General features: G+C 53.5%; 5 protein-coding genes. 1 reads left to right on the top strand and 4 read right to left on the bottom strand.

The window, feature by feature from the left end; all coding sequences use genetic code 11:
- Positions 1-370: 370 nt before the first annotated feature.
- Complete coding sequence (locus ACREAY_RS10120; RefSeq protein WP_431755654.1) at positions 371-1,087, bottom strand: TIGR00266 family protein; 717 nt, start codon at positions 1,085-1,087, stop codon at positions 371-373.
- 132 nt (positions 1,088-1,219) lie between these two features.
- Here ACREAY_RS10120 and ACREAY_RS10115 point away from each other — a divergent pair, with 132 nt between their 5' ends.
- Positions 1,220-1,642 carry a PUA domain-containing protein gene (locus tag ACREAY_RS10115; RefSeq protein WP_431755653.1) on the top strand — a complete coding sequence of 141 codons (423 nt, stop codon included), beginning with the start codon at positions 1,220-1,222 and terminating at the stop codon, positions 1,640-1,642.
- Here ACREAY_RS10115 and ACREAY_RS10110 read toward each other — a convergent pair.
- The 3 genes from ACREAY_RS10110 to ACREAY_RS10100 form a co-directional block, all read right to left on the bottom strand.
- The gene (locus ACREAY_RS10110) at positions 1,632-2,234 is read right to left on the bottom strand and encodes a proteasome subunit beta (RefSeq protein WP_431755652.1); all 603 of its coding nucleotides are present in this window, start codon (positions 2,232-2,234) and stop codon (positions 1,632-1,634) included. The genes ACREAY_RS10115 and ACREAY_RS10110 overlap by 11 nt on opposite strands.
- An 88-nt stretch (positions 2,235-2,322) precedes the next feature.
- Complete coding sequence (locus ACREAY_RS10105) at positions 2,323-2,493, bottom strand: hypothetical protein (protein ID WP_431755651.1); 171 nt, start codon at positions 2,491-2,493, stop codon at positions 2,323-2,325.
- Between the two features lie 366 nt (positions 2,494-2,859).
- On the bottom strand, positions 2,860-4,437 hold a 1,578-nt coding region (locus ACREAY_RS10100; protein WP_431755650.1), incomplete at its 5' end, for an ATP-binding protein.

The raw sequence follows: 4,437 nt of genomic DNA, 5'->3' as shown, positions 1-4,437 counted from the left end.
GGGCAAAACATGTGAAAGAAGGTATTGGAGGGCTGCCTGACTTTTGTTGGGACTCAATTCAATGGCAACCCTCCGTGCCTCTGTTTCTGGGGAAACAGAGATACCATCATTTAACAATTCTAGTATAAAATCAAGATTGCTATCCCTTCTTAAACGGAATGTATAATCGATTTCTTCCCATATGGAATACTAAGTGAAAGATGCCAATAAAAGAGCACATAATGACACACTCTTTGGGCTTTTTATTGGCATCAATCAGTAGCAGGGAGCGGCGGGCGGATTATGCAATAATGCTTTTTTGGTATTGTCACTTCATTAACCGACCATATTAGACTCGATTAAATTGGTCGAGTCTTTTTACCGCCAACGCCTAGCCGATCCTGAACCCTCCAAAACGCACGCCAGTATTTGACGTCGTTTCTGCCCTCTGGTTCAACCCGAGCAGGTCGACAAATTCTCTGAGGTTCTTGGTCTGAAAGTATACAGAGCCCGGCCCTGTGACTTCTGTGGCCAGCCCTTCGCCTCCCAATATCGTCGTCTTCATGCCGCCGACCTTGATGACTTGGTAGCGGGCCTGCTCGCTCAGCGCGACCAGGTGGTAGTTGTCTATTGTCATCCTCTCGCCTGCCTGCAGGTCTTTTTGCACGATGCCGCCGTACGCGTTGACAAACAGGTCGCCCTGGCCCGTCACCTTTAGCATGAAAAACTCTGACCCAAACAGCCCCTTTGTAAAGCCCTGCCACTGCGTGTCTATCGCCACGCCCGGCGTCGACGCGACGTACGCGCCTGCCTGCACGATAAAGCCGTTGCCCTGCCTGATGTCGAGGCGCACGATGTCGCCTATCGGTGGGCCGGTCAACCCAAGCGAGCAGTCGCCCTTGGCGACAAACTCGTTGACAAAGAACGACTCGCCTCCCAGCGCTGTTACCTTTAGTTTCGCGAAAAGCCCTCCCTCGCGCATCTTGGTCTTGATCTCGACGTCGCCCATGACGTAGACCATCGCCCCAGACTCTGCGGTAATCCTCTCGCCGGCAGCCATCTGGACTTCTAGGAGCGCCATCGGCTCCTTGATTATCTTGTAGTGCATGTGGTTGTCAGAGCGCGTTTTTGCGTATAAGGGTTGTGAAAACGATAATAATGATCGAACTGGTAGACAGGTCGAAGAAAACTGAAGATATCAGTACTGTCAAAAAGCGAGACTTCGGATCTTGTTGAAAAAATGAAGGCAAACTGGCCTTCACTGCCCCGGATAAAGACGTTCAAGGTATACGAAATCGACGATGAGCGCCGCCTGCTCGTAGCCGACGAGATAACCGCGGTGCAGGTCAAGGGCAGCATCGTGCCGTTTCTCGGCAAGCCGGAAGGTCTTGCCTCATTCCCGTCAGTCAAGGTCGATACGGGAGCGGTCAAGTTCGTGTGCAACGGGGCCAAGATACTTCGCCCCGGAATAGTCGAATTTGGAACTTTCAAAAAAGGCGACATTGTCACAGTCAGGGACCCGACGCACGGCAAGATGCTCGCGGTGGGTATCGCCCTTGAGGACAGCGAAGTCGCAAAAGCAATGGCAAAGGGCTATGTCGTCGACAACCTGCACTACATCAGCGACAAAATATGGGAAGCGTACAAGGGAATCAGTTTCTGAAAGATATCGCTTCTTCCCTTGTGCCGTCTTTAGTGACAAAGAGCACGTCGATGCCGTCGCCAGAGGCAGAGTCGCGCTGGACTGCCGACTTGATCGCCCTCACCGCCAGCTCTTTTGCCTTTTCCTCGGTCATGTTCGCCTTGAACTCGGCGTCCATGATGCCAAGCGCCATTTCTGCGCCCGTCCCCACTGCCGCATAGTCGTCTGGCAGGACGGAGCCGAGTGGGTCAAGCGTGTATATCTCGGGTTTGCCGTTTACGCCGCCGACGATTACCTGCGTGAGGAGCGGGAAATACCTGCGCTCAAACATGATGACTGACATCAGTTTCGCCACAGAGTTTGGCGCCACTTCGCGCCTCGTCTCCAGCTTGCGGATCTTGGCCAGGGCCTCTACCTGCCTTACCAGGACCTGCATGTCGGCGACCATGCCTGCGCATGCCGCGCCGACGTGGCGCGTCACTGGAAAAGTCTTTTTGATGTTCTTGTTTACGACAAAGTGACCAAATGCCACCCTCTTTTCTGCTGCGAGGATTACGCCCTTCTCATAAGTGATACCGACCACAGTAGCGCCAGGCATGAATTCAAAAGCCATACCTAATTTCCGCTTGTAGGTAGATTTAGTCGTTTCCCTACATGATGTAAGTAATAGCTTGTTTCGGAGCACAGACGGGCATAGCGGCCTACGTCGAATGCTGGTCTCTGGCCTTTTCACTGGTCGCCAGAATTGCCCGAAAACCGTCAAGCAGGACTTCAAGGTCGTCGTCAGTCATGCTAGCCAAAAGCTCCTTTTTCACGCCCATGTCGAGAAGGTGCTGGCGGACCAGCATGCCCCGAGAACTTTCTACTAGCATAGGTATGGTGGCAAAGCTTATTCCTGTATATCAAGCTCGTGGACGCGTTCCCTTTGAAAGCACCGTCAAGTGCCAGAAAATAGTAACTGTTATCTATAAATTTCTTATTTATGGTCAAAAATATTCCTGAAAGCTATATCGTCTATCTCTGACCCGGTTTCTTGATCTCGGCTTCCAGGCAGCCTTCGCGTTTATGCTGGTTCTGGACAGACCTGGCCTCCATCATTGTATTGCAGAATTGCTTCAGGTTATGACGTTCGCAAACCACACGATAGCCCAATGCCTGCGGGTATGCGAGGCTACCTAATTATCCTTCGCATCATAATCCTGCCGAATTCTGTGCCTATTGCTTCCCGGAGACTTGTCCTACGCCTTCTTCATGACTGCATAGTCGTGTATCCTGATTGCTTCAGAGACCAGGCGGTTCTGGAGCTCTAGCGCGTTCTTGCCTTCGGGGTGCTTGGCGCTTGCTATCGACTCTGCCACCAGGTTTATGATGTGGCGCAGCAGGAACTCGTCGCCCCTGGACGACTCGGCCTTGTAGGTAGAGTTAGCCTTGTTGACAAAGACGACGCTTTCGTTCGTAAAGCTATAGCGCGAGTCCGACTCGTCTTCGTACGGGATTACCTTGAACCCGATGCGCTTGAGCGCAAAGGTCTTTTTCACTATGGGCTTTCGGATCTTTTTGGTCCTGATGACCGTGCCGTCGACCTGCTTTTCATCAACGATGTCGACGACCTCGCCCTCGACACGGGCAGCCTCCTCGACTGGCACTGACCTGTAGGATTGGGGCTCTTCGCTCCTGACGTGCTCGCCCCTGGGCATTCCGCCCTCTGGCGCGATGGGCCTGGACTCCTCGTATTCCTGCACCTGCGCGCCTCCCCTGTGGGCCTTCTCTTCGGTCCGTGGCTCTGCCCTGACCACTTCTTTTACGTCCACCATCTCATATCCCTGCACCTCTTCCTGAGTTTCCAGCGTCTCGACCATGGCCTGGCCGAGGACCTTGTCTATTTCCTTGTAGATCTTTGATTCTTCCCTCGTGATGAGGACGTCTTCGTACTCGGTCAGGCTCGGCAGCACGGTGTCAATGACAAACGTCTTCATGGCCTGGTTGAATTTCAGGTATTCGTCATCTTCGATGAGCGCGGACTTGTCTGCAAACCTCGAAGTCAGCGCGTCGCACCTGACGTATCCCGTGACTCGGCTGAGCTTGCTGTCAAAGCCAAAGTTGCTCCTTGTCACGATGTGGTTGCCCACCATCACCGCGATGCCGCGCTCCTCGTCTGACAGTGGCCTGCGGGCGATCACTATCTCGCCGGTTATCTTGCCGCCGTCGAGGCTGACTGGCACCTTGTGGCCTTGGATGTCGGGAGCCGTTATCTTTTGCGCGTTGGAAAAGTCCCATTCGGAAAAGCCATCGGCGTCTTTGATGGCTACCTCAAACATTGGCTGCCTGAGGACTGCCAGCTTGCGTATCTCTTTTGCCAGCCTGAACACGTCTGTTTCGACTTTGGAGCCGGACATTACAAGTTCCGTGCCGTCGCGCTTTAGCTCCTTCTCGCTCAGATCATCAAGGGAGGCGTTGCCTGTGAATAACTTGTCAAGAACGTCGCCGTCTATCATGAAAGCTTTGGAGAAATTGCCCCTGCGCGTCCTTATCTTCATGCTCTCAAAGGATGTGAGGAACGAGAGCCTGCCCGTGCCATAGCGGCCGGTGCGGATGCGCTTTAACTTTGGAGAAACCGACTCGACTTTTTTGTGTGGCGAGCCGAGAAGCAGGAACTTTTCCATGCCGTTCTGGTCCATGCCCGCGTCGTCCTCGATTGTTACCGAGCCGTCCTTCAAGACCGTCACGAGCACCCTGGTGGCGTCCTCGTCAAACGCGTTTTCAACCAGTTCCTTGACTATCTCGGTGGGCGAAACCCACGTCTTCGTCGCGAATTC

It is taken from the genome of Nitrososphaera sp., assembly GCF_050748925.1.
Taxonomy (GTDB): Archaea; Thermoproteota; Nitrososphaeria; order Nitrososphaerales; family Nitrososphaeraceae; genus Nitrososphaera.
Note: the sequence above shows the minus strand (reverse complement) of the source record. Positions and strands in the feature narration are given on the sequence as shown.